This window comes from Phocaeicola sp. (genome assembly GCF_057861905.1).
In genome coordinates, this window is sequence record NZ_DBMACV010000013.1 from 23,453 (window position 1) to 41,309 (window position 17,857).

The 17,857-nt window shown below is 42.8% G+C and carries 27 protein-coding genes; 15 read left to right on the forward strand and 12 right to left on the reverse strand.

Annotated features, from left to right (window positions below):
* Positions 1–3 precede the first annotated feature (3 nt).
* The 7 genes from ACZM60_RS04175 to ACZM60_RS04205 all read left to right on the forward strand — a co-directional run bounded on the left by ACZM60_RS04175 (position 4) and on the right by ACZM60_RS04205 (position 7,030).
* Positions 4–1,197 (forward strand): ArdC family protein, encoded by a 1,194-nt coding sequence (locus tag ACZM60_RS04175; protein ID WP_008771428.1) that lies wholly within the window; start codon positions 4–6, stop codon positions 1,195–1,197.
* On the forward strand, positions 1,175–1,558 hold the full coding sequence (locus tag ACZM60_RS04180) for a single-stranded DNA-binding protein (protein WP_008771429.1): 384 nt from the start codon (positions 1,175–1,177) through the stop codon (positions 1,556–1,558). The genes ACZM60_RS04175 and ACZM60_RS04180 overlap by 23 nt, the downstream gene beginning before the upstream one ends.
* Before the next feature lie 11 nt (positions 1,559–1,569).
* The gene (locus tag ACZM60_RS04185; protein ID WP_008771430.1) at positions 1,570–3,516 is read left to right on the forward strand and encodes a type IV secretory system conjugative DNA transfer family protein; all 1,947 of its coding nucleotides are present in this window, start codon (positions 1,570–1,572) and stop codon (positions 3,514–3,516) included.
* Between the two features lie 22 nt (positions 3,517–3,538).
* The gene (locus ACZM60_RS04190; RefSeq protein WP_008771431.1) at positions 3,539–3,958 is read left to right on the forward strand and encodes a hypothetical protein; all 420 of its coding nucleotides are present in this window, start codon (positions 3,539–3,541) and stop codon (positions 3,956–3,958) included.
* Between the two features lie 107 nt (positions 3,959–4,065).
* Positions 4,066–5,454, forward strand: a complete 1,389-nt coding sequence (locus ACZM60_RS04195; RefSeq protein ID WP_008771432.1) for an ATP-binding protein — start codon at positions 4,066–4,068, stop codon at positions 5,452–5,454.
* An 11-nt stretch (positions 5,455–5,465) separates the two neighbouring features.
* Positions 5,466–6,491, forward strand: a complete 1,026-nt coding sequence (locus tag ACZM60_RS04200) for a toprim domain-containing protein (protein ID WP_008771433.1) — start codon at positions 5,466–5,468, stop codon at positions 6,489–6,491.
* Positions 6,492–6,544: 53 nt separating this feature from the next.
* The gene (locus ACZM60_RS04205) at positions 6,545–7,030 is read left to right on the forward strand and encodes a hypothetical protein (RefSeq protein WP_008771434.1); all 486 of its coding nucleotides are present in this window, start codon (positions 6,545–6,547) and stop codon (positions 7,028–7,030) included.
* Between the two features lie 99 nt (positions 7,031–7,129).
* On the opposite strand, the gene ACZM60_RS04210 is transcribed toward ACZM60_RS04205, so the two are convergent.
* Positions 7,130–8,107, reverse strand: a complete 978-nt coding sequence (locus tag ACZM60_RS04210) for a PcfJ domain-containing protein (protein WP_259340452.1) — start codon at positions 8,105–8,107, stop codon at positions 7,130–7,132.
* A gap of 271 nt (positions 8,108–8,378) precedes the next feature.
* Positions 8,379–8,789, reverse strand: a complete 411-nt coding sequence (locus tag ACZM60_RS04215; RefSeq protein WP_005868911.1) for a PcfK-like family protein — start codon at positions 8,787–8,789, stop codon at positions 8,379–8,381.
* Positions 8,790–9,385: 596 nt separating this feature from the next.
* Between ACZM60_RS04215 and ACZM60_RS04220 the strand changes: the two genes are divergently transcribed.
* Positions 9,386–9,586: a hypothetical protein gene (locus tag ACZM60_RS04220; RefSeq protein ID WP_008771449.1), complete on the forward strand. Its 201-nt coding sequence runs from the start codon at positions 9,386–9,388 to the stop codon at positions 9,584–9,586.
* Positions 9,587–9,728: 142 nt separating this feature from the next.
* Here ACZM60_RS04220 and ACZM60_RS04225 read toward each other — a convergent pair whose 3' ends face one another.
* Entirely contained in the window at positions 9,729–10,127 is a 399-nt protein-coding gene (locus tag ACZM60_RS04225) for a single-stranded DNA-binding protein (protein ID WP_005868746.1), read from the reverse strand.
* 464 nt (positions 10,128–10,591) lie between these two features.
* Between ACZM60_RS04225 and ACZM60_RS04230 the strand changes: the two genes are divergently transcribed.
* Positions 10,592–10,858, forward strand: a complete 267-nt coding sequence (locus ACZM60_RS04230) for a hypothetical protein (RefSeq protein ID WP_229035966.1) — start codon at positions 10,592–10,594, stop codon at positions 10,856–10,858.
* Between the two features lie 13 nt (positions 10,859–10,871).
* Positions 10,872–11,027, forward strand: coding sequence for a hypothetical protein (locus ACZM60_RS04235; RefSeq protein ID WP_008777452.1), 156 nt, complete (start codon positions 10,872–10,874; stop codon positions 11,025–11,027).
* 137 nt (positions 11,028–11,164) lie between these two features.
* On the opposite strand, the gene ACZM60_RS04240 is transcribed toward ACZM60_RS04235, so the two are convergent.
* Together ACZM60_RS04240 and ACZM60_RS04245 are read right to left on the reverse strand one after the other, a co-directional pair.
* Complete coding sequence (locus tag ACZM60_RS04240) at positions 11,165–11,779, reverse strand: SLOG family protein (RefSeq protein ID WP_008771441.1); 615 nt, start codon at positions 11,777–11,779, stop codon at positions 11,165–11,167.
* Between the two features lies 1 nt (position 11,780).
* Complete coding sequence (locus ACZM60_RS04245; RefSeq protein ID WP_008771442.1) at positions 11,781–12,299, reverse strand: phosphoribosyltransferase; 519 nt, start codon at positions 12,297–12,299, stop codon at positions 11,781–11,783.
* A 445-nt stretch (positions 12,300–12,744) separates the two neighbouring features.
* On the opposite strand from ACZM60_RS04245, the gene ACZM60_RS04250 reads away from it, so the two are divergent.
* On the forward strand, positions 12,745–12,945 hold the full coding sequence (locus ACZM60_RS04250; RefSeq protein WP_008771444.1) for a hypothetical protein: 201 nt from the start codon (positions 12,745–12,747) through the stop codon (positions 12,943–12,945).
* 212 nt (positions 12,946–13,157) lie between these two features.
* Here ACZM60_RS04250 and ACZM60_RS04255 read toward each other — a convergent pair whose 3' ends face one another.
* Genes ACZM60_RS04255 through ACZM60_RS04275 form a run of 5 tightly spaced genes read right to left on the reverse strand, consistent with a single transcriptional unit; the run spans position 13,158 to position 15,404 of the window.
* Complete coding sequence (locus ACZM60_RS04255; RefSeq protein ID WP_224263218.1) at positions 13,158–13,466, reverse strand: hypothetical protein; 309 nt, start codon at positions 13,464–13,466, stop codon at positions 13,158–13,160.
* Between the two features lie 44 nt (positions 13,467–13,510).
* Complete coding sequence (locus ACZM60_RS04260; protein ID WP_008771445.1) at positions 13,511–13,834, reverse strand: hypothetical protein; 324 nt, start codon at positions 13,832–13,834, stop codon at positions 13,511–13,513.
* Positions 13,835–13,863: 29 nt separating this feature from the next.
* Positions 13,864–14,589 carry an N-6 DNA methylase gene (locus ACZM60_RS04265; protein WP_008771446.1) on the reverse strand — a complete coding sequence of 242 codons (726 nt, stop codon included), beginning with the start codon at positions 14,587–14,589 and terminating at the stop codon, positions 13,864–13,866.
* A gap of 15 nt (positions 14,590–14,604) precedes the next feature.
* On the reverse strand, positions 14,605–14,868 hold the full coding sequence (locus ACZM60_RS04270) for a hypothetical protein (protein WP_008771447.1): 264 nt from the start codon (positions 14,866–14,868) through the stop codon (positions 14,605–14,607).
* 56 nt (positions 14,869–14,924) lie between these two features.
* The gene (locus tag ACZM60_RS04275; protein WP_008771448.1) at positions 14,925–15,404 is read right to left on the reverse strand and encodes an LPD28 domain-containing protein; all 480 of its coding nucleotides are present in this window, start codon (positions 15,402–15,404) and stop codon (positions 14,925–14,927) included.
* 407 nt (positions 15,405–15,811) lie between these two features.
* Here ACZM60_RS04275 and ACZM60_RS04280 point away from each other — a divergent pair, with 407 nt between their 5' ends.
* From ACZM60_RS04280 to ACZM60_RS04295, 4 genes are all read left to right on the forward strand, one after another.
* Entirely contained in the window at positions 15,812–16,012 is a 201-nt protein-coding gene (locus ACZM60_RS04280; protein WP_008771449.1) for a hypothetical protein, read from the forward strand.
* 197 nt (positions 16,013–16,209) lie between these two features.
* Positions 16,210–16,464: a hypothetical protein gene (locus ACZM60_RS04285; RefSeq protein WP_005868768.1), complete on the forward strand. Its 255-nt coding sequence runs from the start codon at positions 16,210–16,212 to the stop codon at positions 16,462–16,464.
* A 45-nt stretch (positions 16,465–16,509) separates the two neighbouring features.
* Positions 16,510–16,836, forward strand: coding sequence for a hypothetical protein (locus tag ACZM60_RS04290; protein ID WP_008771452.1), 327 nt, complete (start codon positions 16,510–16,512; stop codon positions 16,834–16,836).
* A 14-nt stretch (positions 16,837–16,850) separates the two neighbouring features.
* Positions 16,851–17,228: a hypothetical protein gene (locus tag ACZM60_RS04295; RefSeq protein WP_008771453.1), complete on the forward strand. Its 378-nt coding sequence runs from the start codon at positions 16,851–16,853 to the stop codon at positions 17,226–17,228.
* Positions 17,229–17,289: 61 nt separating this feature from the next.
* Here the strand turns inward: ACZM60_RS04295 and ACZM60_RS04300 are convergent, their stop codons facing one another.
* Both ACZM60_RS04300 and ACZM60_RS04305 read right to left on the reverse strand, forming a co-directional pair.
* Entirely contained in the window at positions 17,290–17,562 is a 273-nt protein-coding gene (locus ACZM60_RS04300; protein ID WP_005868772.1) for a hypothetical protein, read from the reverse strand.
* Positions 17,559–17,843 carry an HU family DNA-binding protein gene (locus ACZM60_RS04305; protein WP_008771454.1) on the reverse strand — a complete coding sequence of 95 codons (285 nt, stop codon included), beginning with the start codon at positions 17,841–17,843 and terminating at the stop codon, positions 17,559–17,561. Before ACZM60_RS04305 ends, ACZM60_RS04300 begins: the two co-directional genes overlap by 4 nt.
* Positions 17,844–17,857 lie beyond the last annotated feature (14 nt).

Sequence of the window (17,857 nt, forward strand, 5' to 3'; positions counted from 1 at the left end):
ATCATGGATACAGCAAGTGACAAAGCATTACAGCGTTTCGCCGAACTGATGATCGAAAAGATAAAGCAGGTGGAAGACAACTGGCAGAAGCCTTGGTTCGGGATAAAGGGTGGGGGACTTCCGCAAAATATCGAGGGAAGAACCTACAACGGAGTAAATTCCTTCATGTTGTTTCTACTTTCGGAAAAAGAGCAGTACAGCCTGCCGGTCTATATGACCTTCATGCAAGCCAAAGACAGCGGCCTTAACATACTGAAAGGAGAAAAGTCATTCCCGGTCATTTACTGGAATTTCTCAGTAAGAGACAAGAACGGAAAGAAAATACCTTTCGACGTATATAAGAACCTGGATAAAAACGAGCAGCAGGAATATAAGGTCACGCCGTTTCTGAAGACATACAATGTGTTCAACGTACAGCAGACCAATCTTCAGGAAACGAAACCGGAGAAATGGGAAGCATTGAAGGAGCAATTCAAGATACCGGCCATCAAGGACGAGCAAGGGATGCTCACCGTGCCTCTGATTGATGCGATGGTACGGGAACAGCAATGGATCTGCCCCATTTATTCCAAGGAAGGAAATAGTGCTTACCATGCAAGGGGAGAAGATAACCATATCGTCGTACCCCTGAAGGGGCAGTTTAAGGACGGAGAGAATTTCTACTCCACACTACTTCATGAGATGGCGCACTCGACTGGGGAGCCTGAGCATCTGAACCGGGAAAAAGGCGTGATTTTCGGAGACAAGCAATATGCCAAAGAGGAACTGGTTGCCGAACTCACCTCCGCTACCGTCGGGCAAAGCCTGGGCATATCCACCTATATCCGGGAAGAGAATGCCATGTATCTAAAGAACTGGCTGGGAGCCTTGAAAGAAGATCCCAAATTCATCTATAACATCCTTGCCGATGTAGGCAAAGCCAGTAATATGATTCAGGAACACGCCTCACGGATGGAACAGTACCTCACACCGGAGGAACGGTTTACGCTGGCCGTCCTGCAAGACAACCGTCCGGTATTGGAGCAGATGAAGAATGAAGGTTTTATTCCTTCATCCCGACAATTGGAAAACCTCGCCGCCAACCATCCCACGGCAAGCAACCTTGAAACACTATACGGCACTTTCGGCATTTCGCTGCCTGTCATGGAAGCGGAACCGGCCATGAAAAATACGAATGAGCCACAGCTCGGATTATAAACTTTTAAAAACCATCATTATGTTTACAGGACAAATTATCGGTTATGTCGGTGCGGATGCCCGGCAGAACAAGAACGGAAAAGGATTCAACTTCCATGTATCCACCAAGTACAAGAACGTGAACAACGAGGAACAGACCCTATGGGTATGCTGCTTCGTAAATTACGAGAGTAAGGTCTTTGAGTATCTGAAAAAAGGGACACAGGTATATGTCTGCGGCGATGTGTATGCCGATGTATTCCAGAAGGATGACGGTAGCCACATCCCATCCGTCAGCCTGACCGTCTCACGCATTGAGCTACTGGGAAAGGCTGAGAAAAAAGAGAACGGTGACGGAACGGCAACCGGACAACCCCAATAATTGCAACGGCCATGGAAAGAGAAAAGAAAGACCTGTCATTCATCCTGATCCTGCTATCCACGCTCATCGGGACAGCCGTACTGTTTCAGTGGGCTATCGTTACGGGATTATACGCTCCACTACGTAATCCGGCCATGTGGGAAAGGCTGATGGAAAAGGATGCCCTATTCCGGTTTCTCTACGTCATCCTGATCGGCGGTCTTGCTTTTCTCTTCCCGGTAGGCAAGGTGAAAGACGAAAACAAGAAATGGGTTTACACCAGTATGACATTGGTTTCGGCATCCATGCTGGTTATCGGATTCAGCCGGTTATCAGCGTGGTATAACCTATTTGTGTTTCCTACTGTGTTTGTGGCGTACACGCTGCTTGTCATCAAGACTCTGCCTTATTTCATCCGGCGCCATGCCCAATCCGATGACAGCATTTTCGGGTTAAGCCGGGAAGAATCAGCTTTCTACTTCCGCTTTGAGACCACCTCCGGGCCGTTGGTCATCCATAAGCCGCAGCAGAATGTCTATATTGACGGCGGTCCGGGAAGCGGTAAATCGGAAAGCTGGATCAAGGGAATCATCTACCAGTGCGCCGAGCGCAACTATGCCGGATTCGTGTACGACTGGGAGGGTGATCCCACCAAGGACAAGTCACCCATCCTCTCACGTATCGCCTACGGAAGCATTGAATACTTCCGGGCTAAAGGAGTGGAGACACCCCGTTTCGCCTATATCAATTTCGTGGATATGTCACGCACGGTCAGGGTAAACGTACTCTCTCCGAAATATATGTCAAAGGGCAACGAATCGCTATTCATCCGTAACATCATCATCACGCTGATGAAAAATCTGGAAGCCAGTTGGAAAGAAAAAACAGACTTTTGGGCCAACAATGCCATTAACTACGTCTATTCAATCGCCTACAAATGTTTCAAGGAGAGGGAGCTTGGCATCTGTACGTTGCCCCATGTGATAGCCCTTGCCCTTTCGGACAGCAACCTGGTATTCCATTGGCTGTCGGAAGATCCTGAAATCGCATTGAACATGTCCTCGATGCTGACTGCCTGGAAGTTGGGCGCACAACAGCAGACAGCCGGAGCCGTATCATCCGCACAGACTCCGCTGGTACTCCTGAACAACAAATACATCTTCTGGGTGTTGTCACCACTTCCCGAAGAAGAGTTCTCTTTGGATATAACCAACAAGGAACACCCAACGCTGTTATGCGTAGGCAATGCGCCCACCATCAAGGAGGCCGTATCTCCCGCCATTTCCTGCATCGGCAGCGTACTGATGTCGCAGATGAACAATCCCGGCAAAGCAACCAGCGTATTCATGGTAGATGAATTTCCGACCATCCTGTTACAAGGCATCGACACCTTCATCGGTACCGCCCGAAAACACAATGTCGCCACCATCCTTGCCGTCCAGGACTTCAACCAAGCGGTCAGGGACTATGGAGAGAAGAGTGCCAACATCCTGAAAGCCTCTTGCGGAACACAAGCCTACGGCATGACCGGAAACGAGAAGACGGCCAAGGACATTGAGAACCTGCTTGGCGAGAAAAAAGAGGCACAGGAATCCTATTCCCACCAGACAAGTGGAAGCGGCAGCGTAACGGAAAGCCTGCAAAAAGAAAAGGTCTTAAAGGCAAGGGACATTGCCGGGCAAGCAGCCGGGCACTTCATCGGCAAGATTGCCGGAGGCAAGCCGCCATTCTTCAACGTGCAGATGGATATGTGCCGTTTTGAAGAGAAGGAGATACCCCGTTTCTCCTTGCCGGTCAGACTAGGCAACGGCAAAGAAGAGATGGAACTGGAAATCCTGGAAGAGATTATCCAGCAGAACTACATTAAAATCATTGAAGATGTCAACGCTATCCTTAAAAAGATAGAGGACAAATTAAAAGAAAAGTCAGCAGTTCCGGCAGCCGGGACACATAAGACAGAACAAAAAATCATCCGATAACATTCAACAAAAGAATCCTACCATGAGAAAAATCCATTCATTATTAGTGGCAGCCTGCTTATTGGCGGCTTCATGCAACAGAGAGGAAATCCAACCGGAAACAGACAAAGCCGGTATGTATCACATCACCGTAGCCGTAACCGGCACCTCACCCAAAGGCAGTGTACATATATATAATCTTGACGGCGTGAAATTCAGGAACGAACGCACCGGCACCTCCGCATTTTCCGTAGATGAGACCTTCACCGATAAAGTGGAATACAGTACGGAAAAGCCGGTCAGCCAAATTACCGTGCAAGGCATCCTCTATTCAAAAGAGAACGCAACCATCACCCTGCAAATAAAGAAAGACGGTGAAAGCGTGTTCAACCAGAGTAAACAGTTAGAGGCCGTTCCCGGTATAGACACTACTGTTGATTTGGTTTACAGTACCATAAAATAAAAAGCAACCATATTCAAAAATCAGGTATTTTCTCTTTTACACTTGAACGGATTTTATTATCTTTGTGAAAGATAATCTTTCTCACTTATAATATAAAACTAACACAGATGAAGTTCAACCAATTTATAGACAGACAGGATTCTTTGAAGAGATTGCGCAATGCTCTTTTAAGAACAACACCCCAGTTTCTTGTCATATACGGCAGAAGACGTATCGGTAAATCCACGCTCATTAAAGAGATCATGCAAGACAAGGATGTATATTTTCTGAGTGACCAAACGAATGAGGCCAACCAACGAGCCTTGTTTGCCAAAGCTATCGCCTACAGCATACCTCGATTTGATAAGGTCGTTTATCCTGATTGGGAAACACTACTATTGGAACTAAACGACAGGCTATCTGAACGTATAACCGTTTGTCTGGACGAATTTCCTTATATGGTTAAAAGTTGTGCTTCATTACCTTCTGTTATCCAGAAGTTGCTTAATGGAAAGACGCTCAAATATGACCTGATTATTTGCGGATCATCGCAACAACTCATGCAAGGATATGTATTGGACAAAAGAGAGCCTCTATACGGATTGGCAGATGAAATTATCAAACTGCCTCCAATTCCTGTGTCCTACATCGGCCAAGCTTTAAATGTAAACACAATTGCCGCAGTAGAAGAATATTCCATCTGGGGTGGCATTCCTCGTTACTGGGAGTTACGTGCAGATTATCCAGATATGGACACTGCCATACGGGAATTGGCTTTAGATACCAAAGGCATATTGGCCGAAGAACCGCAACGACTTCTTCGGGACGATTTACGAGATACAATACAAACCTCCACCATCCTTTCCATCATCGGAAATGGGGTCAACCGCATAACTGAAATTGCATCAAGAGCGGGAAAAGAAGCAACTCAGATATCCGAGCCTCTGAGTAAACTACGAGAATTAGGTTATATAAGACGTGAGATACCTTTCGGCGAAAGTGAGAAAAAGAGTAAAAAAGGTATCTATCGCATCAATGACAATATGTTACAGTTCTATTATCGTTTCATCGCTCCACACCGTTCTATCTTGGAATTAAGGCGTATCGATACCGTCATGCACCTCATTAACGCACAATTTACCCAACATGTAGGTGACTGTTGGGAGCATCTTTGCCGACAATATATAAGTGGCAACGAGATTGACGGTATTGTCTATAATATCGCCTCCAGATGGTGGGGAAAAATATTTCCTGAAGGCAACAAAGAGGGGACAATGATAGAATTGGATGTTGTTGCAGAATCATTCGACAAGAAACATATACTCATTGGAGAATGTAAATGGACGAACAAAGAAGATGCTCAACGATTAGCCCGGACTCTATCAGAAAAAGCTGCCCATCTTCCGTTTATCAAAGACGGTCAAGAAGTACATCTCGTCCTTTTTCTAAAGCAAGAACCAGAACATCAGGAATCAATCCGGTACTTTCTTCCAGAAGATATTATAGAAACCATCTAACCATCAATCGTATGAAAGTCGATTTCAATCAGATAAAAACAACCATTTCTCTGCCCGATTTCCTGCTGGAGCTGGGATGGAAAATCGTGGAAGGCTCTTCCAACTCCTGTCCCAAAATGAGCAACGGAACGCATACCATCGTCATCAAGCGGAACTCGCAGAACCAATATACTTATTGGGACGTGCATAGCGACAGCGTGCGTGGCCGCAGTATCATGGATCTGATGCAGGAACATCTATTTGAAACAACCGGAAAAATGCCGACCTTGCGCGAGGTGGGGGAGATCCTTCAGAACTACATCAACACCAACCGCATCACGACACCCGAAAAAAGCCGATATGAAGTAGGTAACACAAGCATGAGAGCGGACGAACTTCAATTCTACTTGAGCCAGCTACAACCCTACAAGGGCAATTATCTCCAAAAAAGAGGTATCCTGAAAGAAAGCATTGAAAGCCGGTTCTTCAAAGACACTTTATTTATTCGTGAGGTAAAGAACAAAGGGAGTGTTTACCGCAACGTGTGCATCAAGATGTACAATGAAAACGGTGTGCAAGCCATTTCTCAACGAAATGAAACATTCAAAGGGATTATCGGTGGCAAGTTCGACTGTCTGGCAACCAGCAACCATGACAAAAGCCGCCCGATAGACATCCTCTACATCGGGGAGTCATTTATAGACTGTATCTCCCACTATCAATTACGCCATTCCGGGAGCGACCTCAATCTTGTATATGTATCTACGGAAGGGACATTCACGGAAGGACAAATGAGGCTATTACGCCTGATTCTTGACAAGAACCAGGTAAAGGAGCTCCGGAGCATCTTTGACAACGACAAACAAGGGCACAAGTACACCCTATGGCTGCATCGTTACTTTCATGGCGATACGACTGATGTCGAGAGCCTGAGTAACGATGAACTCCGCAACAAGGTACGGGAACTGAAGAACGTCGAACTTTCGGAAAACAAGGATTGGAACGATGATCTGAAAATCTCGTGTGGCATCTGTTCCTCCACGGAGGACGGCCAGTAACCTCATAGATTTGCTCCATCACATAATACGACAACCTATAAAATCAGATCAATATGAATATCAAGCATTTATTTTTTTGTATGCTGCTCATTACCTTTTCCTCATGCAGCAAACCCGGCTATGAGAAGGCCATTGCGGAATGGGTTCAGACAGATTCTCACGGCACCTGGACGGATTTAAAGTTCGAACTACTGGAAGTGTTGGAAACAGAAGACGTCACCGTATCGGACAGCCTGCGCTACCTGAACAACAAAAGCGCACAATTATCCGCTGTCATACAGAAAGCGGAAAGCCCCCGTGCCTTATTCAAACCGTCCTTTTCCGCCTATATGGAAGCCGAAAAAAGCCTGAAAGCAACGGATGCCATGAAAGCCATGTACCTGCACCGTGACAGTACGGAAGTTATCGGCAAGATATTAAAATGCAGGTATGCCATCGTCCAGCCACACTCAGGGGTGCAGCAGAAAAAGACGGCTTCTTTCCTATTGTCTCCCGACATGGAAAAATGTATCGGCAAACTAAAGCCGGCAAGCAAATAATCCGAGCGTAACGATGTGTAGCGACAACGTTTTTTGGGGTTCTTTTTTGGGCGTATTCCAAAAAAGAACTCCCACACATTTAGATGTGTGGGCTATTCATTACACTACCATCCTTTCCCTTATCAATGGTATATTATCCCGTACCAAATTCAGAATCCGGTCATGATAGGCTGATAATTGGTTAGACTTTCCACGACACTGGCACACCTCCATCCTGCTAAGTGAAAACTCCACCGTTTCCATGCGCCTTCCATCCACCGTTGCCGACATTATCAACGAATCTTCTCTCTTATAATAGGCGTTGCTGAATACACAATGATGCAACAACTTTCCCTCTTTGTAAAAGTCCGAAAGGCTTTCCAATACCCGAACCATAATATTTCCATCCGCAAACGAAAGATTAAAGAAACGTGATTTGGCAGCAATATAGTCTTTTTCATCCTTTTCAGAATATTTCTTCTTACATTTCCCCATCACCCAATCATGCGCTTCTTCTACATTCAACGGACACAAATAATGAGGATTTCTCGCATCCAATTTATTTTCTATCAGCATATCCACATAGTCCAGCCACAAGTCCGCATCATGTATCACATAGTCATGTCTTAAACAGATTTTTACATACGTCCAATACTTATCCATACCGTATTTTCTCTCTAAAAATCTCAAGAACAAATTCATTTGCCCTGCCTTATATAATATCTCCATCCGATTATCAGTTAATAATGTCATAAAGAAGGAACTCGGACAAATATCATAAAAGACACCCTTAAATCCATTCCTCGTAAGTTCGGGTATCACTTTCATTCTCGGATAGATAACTGCCGGACAAATATCATAAATACGGTCATGATGCACATTCCGCTTACGCAATTCCAAAGAACTTCCATATATCCATGCATCGTAATAAAATATAGACATGCCCCGCAGCAAAGACAGCGTTTCTGTCTTGCCCTCTTTATTCATCCAACACTGTACCGCCTCAATTATAAAGTAATTAGCCGGAGACCCTTTTTTCAGTCGGCAGTCCACCATAAAAAAACGGATAACTTGATATTGCTTGTATGTAGTAATCACACAAAAATATTCTTTATATATAGCCGTCCTTTTCCTGCTATTCTCCAATTTCAGATTCATACCGCAATGAGGACATTTACAGTTTTTCTTATCTTCCTTATCCCGCCATGTATGCCCACAATCCAAACAAAAGCAATTCCCCTTTGCATCACGCTTGAAATAATGCACAAAGCAATGTTTATAGGCATAACGCTTTTGGGCCTCTGAAACGGGAGCTAACTTCCTGCTCCCATTCACGATTTCCATTTGTAATTTTGTCTTGGGTTTCATATCAAAAAAGAGTTAACTGGGTTTGTACTTCGGTGTTGTTCTCACGTTTGGCTTGTTGACGCTTCTTCAACTTTGCCAATTCTTCCTCCTGCAATTTTTTGATAGCAGCCTCACGAGCCGCTTTCTTTTCTTCCTCTGACAATTCAACATGATGATTTACGACTACATTACATTTCAATGGGCTACCCACCTCAATATTATCTTCCTGATAATAGTGCAACGCCATACCAAAAATTTCATCATCACTAAAACCACAGCAACCGCTTTTCTTCACTTGGTTTAAAATATAGGTAATGCAATTATCTATATTCTTTGTAGGTTTTTGATAGACTGGAGCAAACAGACTATCCACCGCTGCCATATTATCAAGGTATGCCTTGATGGTACTTTTAAATTGTTCTGACACTTTCATAGTATATCATTTTTAGATTTCATTTCACAATAAGCCAATTTCACGAGAAACAAGGAGAATAGGCAAATAAGAGCCAACAACGTAACCGACACAACCTTTATCGGACTTAGCGTTATTACCGCTCCGACAAACATAGCCACTGCACAAAGAGCGATGATGACCGAAAAAACAAATTGAATGATTTGCATATACTTCTGTTAATTAGTTTGTTAAACTTCTAATTTTATGCTTCAGCTAGATTTAAAGACCTTTTTTTAAAACCCCTTTCTGGGATGGCCTTTTCTTTCTGCCGACTTTTTTTTGAGCTTTCATGCCCCATCTGAGTTTATGAGCCTTTTTTTTACGGCACGCATCAATAAGGAAGGAGGGATTTAGAAAAGTTTTGGACGACAAAAAATGTTGGGGACAGCGAAGCCGTCCGGCGTTATTTTTTTCGGTACAAAGGGCGAAGACCGGAACTCTTTCGTATCCATCCACCGAAATAAATTTGCCGTTCAAAAACAAAGGGTCTCAGATGGAGCTATGAAAAATGCACATTAGGGGAGGCAGAAAACAAGGAAAAGGGCAGTACGGAAAGTAAAACAAACCATACGGTTTTGCTTGCAAAATCGTATTCCTATCTCCCTGCCACCTGTGACAGGGGGGAACGGGTTAGCAACGGACTGCCGGGACAAACGGTAAAAGGAAGGGACTGCAATACGGAAGAAGGAGGTTGTTTCGGCAATGCCGAAGCTCCGGATGATGACCATTGCAATCCCGCCCACGTTTGGAACTTCTCTTTTCTGGTTTACCCATAATCAGCCGCATAGCGGATGACTACGGGTAAACCAGAAAAGAGAACAGTCATTCAAATAAAGGGGAGGGTGGGAAAGAATACTGCGTGAACGCAAAAACGCTCTCGGATATATAGCAAAAAAAAGCGGCACAAGGCCGCTTCAATTATTTGCTTGCTTTTTTCTTTTTAGAGACAGCCTTCTGTTTAGGCTGATCCGGTTTTTCTTCTTCTTTTTCCGGAGCCGGATAAAACTTGGTGGCTACCATCACAATGCGGTTACGCTTCTCTCCACTTTTAGAATCCGTCCATTCTTCCGGCTTAAAGTAGCCTTCAACGGTTATCAGCTCACCTTTTTTCAATACATCGAAGGAATCCAGTGCTTCATTCTTTCTCCAGGCTTCAATCCCCATGAAAGCGGAAACATAAGAGGTTTCTTCACCTGTCTTGTCTGCACGGCTGACCGCGATAGAAAAGCGTGCTACGCTTGCTGTTTCAAAACTACGGATTTCTGCATCCTTACCGATAAAACCTGTTACTGCGAATGAATTTTCAATCTTTTTCATATCTCTGATTTTTTAGAAGTTAATTAATCAATTTTACAGTGCAATAACTGATTGTTGGCTTTGGGGGACACCATGAAAAAAGATATAAATACGCTTTTTATGCTAGCCGGAAAAAGGAAGATTTGTAACTTTTTTATTGGTGAAGATGGCAGCAAATAATTCGGGTTAAATACGCTTTTTGTGCAGGGCAAAAAAAGGAAGATTTCAGCCGAATAACAACGTGGTGTTTGTGAATCGCCCCCTTATCCCCGTAACCGGGGTTAGCAACAATCTATATTTGCAACGGAAAATGATTTGACTTCACTAAAAAATGATATGAAAAAGACAAAACTTGAAAATCAGCAACAGGTTTGGAAAGGATGCAAAAAAACAACCGGTCAGACAGAAAGCATGGCACATTCCGAAAATATGGTCTGCCGCCTATCGACACACCGGAAGAAACCTCTGCAATTCCTTTTAAAAAAATGAAGCCGAAGAATGAAGCATACAATATTCCACGTATCGGAAGAAGTGGCTCCTCGATAAAACAAAAACCTACTACGGAAGAACAGACTTACGGATTCTGTGGGGAGAACATAACCATACAGGCACACAGCCACTACAACTGTTTCCGGAAAAAGAAGATTATACTACCGGAAAAACAGAAAGGCATCCACTCGGAGAAAAGCAAACGATTGAAGCGGACTGCCAATCTGGTGGCGAAATATCCGACTACCTATCTACAGCCCTAAAAGGCTAGGGCATATGGGTAAGCAACAGACTGCCGGGCAAATAAAAGGAGAGTGGCATAGCCGCCGGAAAGAAGTTGTTTCGGCGTGGCCGAAACTCCGAAAGCAGACCGGATATGCCTCTCTCCTTTGCCTTCCCCATTTCTGGATTTCACACAATCACATTAAGTAAAATTCATCTATCACTGCTTTTCATATTTATTGTGTCTCTCTCTTTTGCACCGGAAATATTAACACTTACAGCAACCAGACGGTATGACATCGCCACGTTTGATCATACCGCTGGAGAACAGTGATATACAATCTGAATCAAAACAGATTGTGTATCACCAATTTCTTTTTTTGTGCCTTGTTAAACGTATAAGAAGTTCCTCCGGCAGATTTTCCATCCCAATAAGCAATCAGCCTACAGGCGTGTGAAATCATGTAATCATTACGGTGGGCATAGCATTGAGCATAATAATATTCGGATAGAACTACCACCTTGTCGGCTTGGCGCAAAATATCAGCATACCTCTGTTTGTCCTCTTTGTTGAAATACACATCTTGCCCGACATAAGGAACAACCGCCACCAAAACCATATCGGGATATTGTTTCCTTTGTTCAAGTATGGTATGAGCAGCCATCATGTCAAATCCAACCGCACAACCAATATAGAAAAAACGGATTCCATTCTCATAGCAGAAACGTACCTCTTCATTCAACGATACGGACAAAGCATATTTATTTGTTCGTATCGTTCTATGACCGGTAAAAGCAACGGACATCATTTTCATCCATTTATCACGTGCCTTTCTACATATATCCAACGAACCTGCCGAAGTTTCATACACCATTCCATTCACCTCATAACGATAAGTGAACCAAGTAGTATCTCCAAAGATACCCTTCTGCTTCTCTATATAACTCTCTTTTTCTTTCATCTTATAACATACGGACAACTGTTTTACCTAAAAAGAAACCTCCCAAAACCTCACCTCCTATTTTTTCCAACTGACATGCGAAACGAGCATACGAAAACCCTTTCGTTAAAATATCGTCAAATACCAAGATTTTCTTACCCCGAAAAAAGTCCTTGTCAAATTCTATCACTTGTACTTTTTGAAGCGACTTGCTATCAAATTTCTCATGAATAGCCAAACGATCTCCACTGGCACGTATATGTTCATACGCATTGATAGCACCTGAAAACTTACACACAGCCGAAGCAAACCCCTTATAACGAAGTTCATTCTTATCAGCGGAAGAAGCCGGGACACAAGCAAAAACAATATTCTTAACATCATCACCAAAAACTTGATGTAACTTATTCGCTATCATCCAAGCTACATTCAAATAAGATTTTCCATCCTTAAAACTCCATATCATCTTACGAATTTGCCATTCTCTTTCCGTTGCCTGCCGATATTGCATAGGAAGATATTCAAAAAAAGAAAACATCATCTTATGTCATTGTCTGTCTAAACTAGGATATTTACTCTGATGTGCCATAGTCTTTTATCTATTAAAATTAAACTTATGCTTCAGCTAGATTTAAAGACCTTTTTTTAAAACCCCTTTCCGGGATGGCCTTTTCTTTCTGCCGACTTTTTTTTTGAGCTTTCATGCCCCATCTGAGTTTATGAGCCTTTTTTTACGGCACACAACAAGAAGGAAGGAGGGATTGAGAAAAGTTTTGGACGACAAAAAATGTTGGGGACAGCGAAGCCGTCCGGCGTTATTTTTTCAGGACAAAGGGCGAAGACCAGAACTCTTTCGTATCCATCCACCGACATAAATTTGCCGTTCAAAAACAAAGGGTCCCAGATGGAGCTATGAAAAACGCACATTAGGGGAGGCAGAAAACAAGGAAAAGGGCAGTACGGAAAGTAAAACAAACCATACGGTTTTGCCTGCAAAACCGTATTCCTATCTCCCTGTCACAGGTGGCAGGGGGGAACGGGTTAGCAACGGACTGCCGGGACAAACGGTAAAAGGAAGGGACTGCAATACGGAAGAAGGAGGTTGTTTCGGCAATGCCGAAGCTCCGGATGATGACCATTGCAATCCCGCCCACGTTTGGAACTTCTCTTTTCTGGTTTACCCATAATCAGCCGCATAGCGGATGACTACGGGCAAGCCGGGAATGAGGACAGCCATTCCGATGAAGGGGAGGGTGGGAAAAAATCTGCGTGAACGCAAATTAATGGGATTACCAGTAACTCCAAGCGTTTTTTGCTACTTTTTTTGGGGCGCTTGCCAAAAAGTAGCGGACAGCGAAATGCTCTCCCTTCCCTAATCCAAAAGAAGGGAGAATGTATTTCATTGAAGGTATATAGGTTCCGTTCCCTGATTATAACAATACATAGTGTTATTTCTGAAACCATCAAAGCATATATGAAAATCATCGAAATCCTGTTCCGTGGCCAAACGAACCTTATCACTCAACAAAACCATGCATTGTTTATTGACAGATGTGGCCAAAGAGGTAGTACGTCCCGGCTTTATCTCCAATGCCACCACATAAGAAGTCCTTCGTGGATAGATATACCCTATAATTTCCTCATTGAGTACAACCAAACGAATAACATCTTCATTCAAAACGGGAATATTATTAATTTTGCCCATCATTGTTATAATATAAATCAGTTTATAATCATTAAAATACAATATCATCACAAATGATACCTATAATTTTTATAGGTAAACTTTTCCACCGAGACCACCTCATAAAGATAGTCTTCATGGCAAGAAGCCATTATACAGTTCTCACATTCAAGAATAGGATTTATAACTACACGGAATTTAATAGTGCCGTCCACCAGAACAAACTCCACCCGATTAAAGAACCCTTGTAGAGAATGCCCTTCCTTATCTATCAGACGCACTACTTCACCTGTAAAAACAGCCAATTCCTTAGCCTGCCGTTTCGCTTTACGCAAACAACTGTTCGCCGCTTTGACGTTCTCATTCACCTCTTTTGTTCTTATTGCTTTCATACCAAAATCCTTTTTACATATTTATCTTGTCAAAAATCAAAAGTCAGCTGCGTAGCCCTTGCGTTGCTCTGAATCGACCTCTTCAATTCAGAATTATCCTCCATTGCATTTTCAAGTTTCCTAACAAAAGAAGTATCACCTGCTTCCGTTATCTTTAAAATAGGTAACCATACTCCGGCTATCAACTGTAAATCTATATGATAACTTCTCCAATGCTGCATTGTCAATGTATTCATCCATGCGACTTCACCGGGTACGCTATTCATCATCAGATTGACAACAGTCATCTTTACACAAATCAAATCTATGTCCGAGCCATAACAAAAAAGCCTTCCTCCATCATTCTCTTCCGCACATTTTTTTACAGCGGAAAGTAGCATCCTGCCGGAACCACAGCACGAATCACAGACCGACTGTTTAGGTTTCAGCCTATTTTCCCCCATACATGCCATCAAATCAGCAACGTGTATCGGGGTAAAGAACTGTCCGTTATTCCCATGACTGACACACTCCATGAACATATCTCCCAAGACATCGCAAAATCCTTCCGAATATTCAGACACCCTATAAAACATTTGAACAAAAAGTTCCATTTCATATGGCTTATATCTTTTTTCCACTCTACGGTAATCCTCTGCCAACATCCCGACAGACAAATAGTAAAGACAAACATCCAAAAAATCCCGAAAGGCTTCTTCATATCCCCGACTGAAAGCAAGCTTTTCATAAAGTTTCATTATCTCCTTTGGTATCATACTATTCTGATTTCATTATTCACAACATTCTATATTCCTTGTGCCATAGATTTTATCAAAAGCCGCTTTTATCTCCGAGCGATATTTACAGTCCTTCTCAAAACAAAGTTGTTTTGTCCAAAAATCGAAATCAAAACCATCGGTATTATCAATCGTTACAGAAACATAATCAGTCGTACCACTCTGACATACAACCGTATGCCGATTTACACAAAAGCGGTCATTTAAAGCTGTTTCTTTTCGGGTAATGCGTTCTACCATCTTATCTATCCATTTCATACTTATAATATTTTATGTAACTGCCCCATTCCAAGAGGCAGTTACGGTTATACTCATTAAAAATCGTTCTCGTTCAAAAACACCACATCGCCTTTCATCACCATCCAATTAATCTCACTCAGATGATAGCCACAATGCTCACTCAGAAAAATCTCAATCTCTTCAGCGGTCTGTAATCGCCTGTCTGGGCTTATCACAGCAACATTACCGGAATTACAATCCAATACAGCCAGTTTCTCATAAGCCCACTCGCCAAACTGGCAGAACTCGATAAAATTGGCATAAGTTATCCGTATGCTATTGTTCGCATCAAATTCAAGGGGTGACTTTGTTATGAACGAACCTGCATGATTCACCACCACAGAGGGGCAAATCTCTGCCAATGAAGATAAGCTGTCATCCCATCTAATCTCATAAAGGAAAAATCCTTTTGGCAATGAATTGCGGTCTATACGATAACTGGAAAAAAGACCGTCTATCGTTTCATTAATAACCAACTGTTCATAATCTCCTTCTAAATAGTGTACTCGTGACATAACTCGTTTTTTTTAGTTTGTTAAACTTTTAATTTTATGCTTCAGCTAGATTTAAAGACCTTTTTTTAAAACCCCTTTCTGGGATGGCCTTTTCTTTCTGCCGACTTTTTTTTGAGCTTTCATGCCCCATCTGAGTTTATGAGCCTTTTTTTTACGGCACGCATCAATAAGGAAGGAGGGATTTAGAAAAGTTTTGGACGACAAAAAATGTTGGGGACAGCGAAGCCGTCCGGCGTTATTTTTTTCGGTACAAAGGGCGAAGACCGGAACTCTTTCGTATCCATCCACCGAAATAAATTTGCCGTTCAAAAACAAAGGGTCTCAGATGGAGCTATGAAAAATGCACATTAGGGGAGGCAGAAAACAAGGAAAAGGGCAGTACGGAAAGTAAAACAAACCATACGGTTTTGCTTGCAAAATCGTATTCCTATCTCCCTGCCACCTGTGACAGGGGGGAACGGGTTAGCAACGGACTGCCGGGACAAACGGTAAAAGGAAGGGACTGCAATACGGAAGAAGGAGGTTGTTTCGGCAATGCCGAAGCTCCGGATGATGACCATTGCAATCCCGCCCACGTTTGGAACTTCTCTTTTCTGGTTTACCCATAATCAGCCGCATAGCGGATGACTACGGGAAAGCCGGGAATGAGAACAGCCATTCCGATGAAGGGGAGGGTGGGAAAGAATACTGCGTGAACGCAAAAACACAGTATGCCATCTTAAAACAATATCTTTAAAAAGTTTTTCAGAAGAAATGCTTACCAATATCCTAATAATTATTACTTTTGATAACATAATACAACGATATGGAAAAGAAAAAGATTACAATAGAGGTAGAACCAGCTACAGCCGTAGCTACCGTCGGTTTATTGCGTGGGATATTTCCCAGTATCATCGAACAACTGGAAAGGCAAGCCGCAACAAACGGCAGCCCCTTAAAATTCAATAAAGTAGAAAATATGCAAGAAGTATTGGATGAGATTTATGAAAAGTGCATTGCCGAAACGAACCTCCGGGAGTTTGCCCAGGCGCACTTAAATAGTGACGGATTACCTAACTGATACAGAAATACGGAATCTGCCAGCCATCCTTATTCCAAATAACAAATGGTACAGAATTACACACCTGTCATGTGGGATGACAAAGCATTTGCCTTTGTCCCCTACGAAGCATTCGGTGATTTGCCACATTATCCCAAAGAAAAATGTGAGCAAATTTGCAAAGAGCTGAACAGCCTTATAAGACTATGTACTTATAGACCGAAAAAGGAAGATATTTATTTTCATCCGGTAAGTTATGTATGTCGTTCCGGAGGTTTCATAGTTACGGATAATCAGGCATCCTTTGAGGAATGCCCCTATCCTGCTTGCGCAGACCGTCATAGCTGCCAAAAAATATGTGATTTGATGAACCGTATCATTGAAGAGTCTTAATTATATAAGATACCATGGAACATCCAAACTCCAAATGCAGAATAGCGCAAGCTGAATATTTAAGTCGGCTACCTGAAGAAGAACGGGAAAATAAGGCCAGAGATATTAGAATCGGAAACGCCAGCTATATTTATCACCAACAAGCGGTTCCAATCCAAGAAAACAGATTGATAATGTATTATAAAGAGTGGTTGGAAGATCTTCCTCCCAATATTTCACGCCATATGAGAATGCTCGGATTTGAAGCATGTAAGACAATGATTCCGTTTACGAGATATGTGAACGAAAGAAACGATATTGGTATGCGTGACTGGATGCAAGAGCATCTTTCACCGGGTGACTTCAACTATTGGCAGGAACTTTCGAAAAAAGCAGGTTCGCCAACATTTTAATCCCATCCCGTTCAATACGCTGCCTGAAGAATAAAAGGTGCGTATTAAACGAGAATATTTTTTAGCGTTTAGTCATCTCTTCCCGCACCAGTTCCGTTTCTGTTGGGGAGAGTTTCGGCAATTTGACAGTTGCCGGACTTTCTAACTGGTAAGCCTTCACCTCATTGATAAGCAGCTGCCAGTCAAAAAGAAATTCTTCGGAACAACCATGTTTACGATAAATTTCTTTTGCTGCCTCCAAGATCTCAGGAGCGCAAAAATCGTCTCCCTGAAAGACAACTGCCGGACGATCATTATTGATACAGTCTCTCAATAATCGTAACTGATCTTTCATTGTTTACCCATTTTTACCATTGTCAAAAATTCGTCAGACGGTTTAAATGCCGGTATGTTATGAGCCGGAATAATCATAGTAGTATTCTTAGAGATATTCCGGGCTGTCTTTTGCGCTCTCTTCTTCACTATGAAACTACCGAATCCACGAAGATAGACATTTTCCTCCTTGCCCAACGAAGTCTTTACCTCGTTCATGAATCCTTCCACAACAGCAAGCACCGCTTTGCCGTCGATGCCGGTTCTGGCAGATATTTCCTTTACGATTTCCGATTTAGTCATTTCTTTATAATTTG